The sequence below is a fragment of the Neobacillus novalis NBRC 102450 genome (assembly GCF_001591805.1).
GTDB classification, from domain to species: Bacteria; Bacillota; Bacilli; order Bacillales; family Cytobacillaceae; genus Neobacillus; species Neobacillus novalis.
Genome location: NZ_BCVP01000091.1, coordinates 1 through 1,531 on the forward strand (window position 1 = coordinate 1; position 1,531 = coordinate 1,531).

Annotated in this window: 1 protein-coding gene; it reads left to right on the forward strand. The window is 37.9% G+C overall.

Translation table 11 applies throughout. From position 1 onward, the window contains the following. Positions 1-168 precede the first annotated feature (168 nt). A complete protein-coding gene (locus tag BANVL01_RS26415) occupies positions 169-1,530 on the forward strand; it encodes an IS4 family transposase (protein WP_066089804.1) in 1,362 nt (453 codons plus the stop codon). Position 1,531 lies beyond the last annotated feature (1 nt).

Genomic DNA, 1,531 nt, shown 5'->3' on the forward strand with positions numbered 1-1,531 from the left:
CTCAACTTTCGCACCTAGAAAAATGTAATGAATTTAAATGGCTGTATAGTTCGGGTCCCTCGAAATATGGTACTTGACCTTAAAAATAAGCAAGAAAAAACACCTCATCGTTTGGTATAGTTGATTTGACTAGAATCACAATATCCAAACAGAAGAGGTGCCTCCTATATGATATCGAATAATGGTCAAAATAAGCAACTACCAAATGAACTAACATCCACATTTAAAGAATTACAGGTGCTAAAACATCTAAGAAAAGCTGGCATTACAAAGACTTTCGGCTTTTCTTGTGGTTTTCTCTTTCAACTGATTTTTTGTTTAATCTTTGAAAACAAGAACTGGTTTCGAACACTTGAAGGTAAAAAATCTGCCGATTTTCCTGCTAAAGATGCCGTTTATCGTTTCCTAAATAAGTCTACCTTTGCATGGCGTAGATTCTTACTTTTTCTTAGTGCTCACACGATTGGCAAAGTAACTAGACTCTCGAATCATGACAGACCCAAGGTCTTGGTTTTAGATGATTCTTCGTATGATCGAAATCGAAGCAAATCTGTCGAGTTACTAGCTCGTTGTTTTGATCATGCTTCCCAAAAAATGCGTTTTTATAAAGGCTTTCGCATGCTTCCTCTTGGCTGGTCAGATGGTGCCACGTTCATTCCGGTGGACTTTTCTTTATTGAGCTCAAAAACAAGCCAAATTAACGGAATTACAAGTAAAATCGATAAGCGTAGCTCAGGATACAAACGACGCCTTGAAGCATTACAATCTGCACCGGAACAAATTCCTGATATGATTCAACGTGCTTTGAATACTGGTATTGATGCCTCTTATGTGTTAATGGATACTTGGTTTACCCATCAACCAATTATTAAGAACATCAAAGAACTAGGACTAGATGTAATTGGTATGGTTAAGAATTTAAAGCAACCTTACTTTGTAGATGGTGAGCGTGTAAACTTAAATGATCTCTATCGTTTAGCAGCACCCATTCAAGGAAAAAAAGGGCTTCTTCGCTCCATACAAACTACTCAAGCCAATGGAGTTCCAGTCAAAATGGTCTTCGTTCGTAATCGTAATAAGAAGAGTGAGTGGCTAGCTATTTTGAGTACAGACTGTACGTTAGATGACCAAGAAATCATCAGAATATATGGCATGAGATGGGACATTGAAGTCTTTTTTAAGACAACGAAATCCTTATTAAAACTCCAAAAGGAGTTTCAAGGTCGTTCCTATGATTCCTTAATTAGTCATACAACGATTGTCTTTACACGATACATTGTGCTGTCCTGGCAAAACCGATGTAGCACGGACCAACGAACTCTAGGCGGTATGTTTTATGAACTTTGTGATGAAATCAGTGACCTCGATTGGGCTATTGCGCTTCAGCAATTAATCGAGCTTCTTGAAGATACCCTTAAAGAGAGTAACAAGAAAATTCAAAAGCTAATCAAAAGACAACTACAACAATGGATCGCAGGCTTACCTGGCTATATCAAGGCATACCTGCCTATTTCAGTGTGCGAAAGTTGAG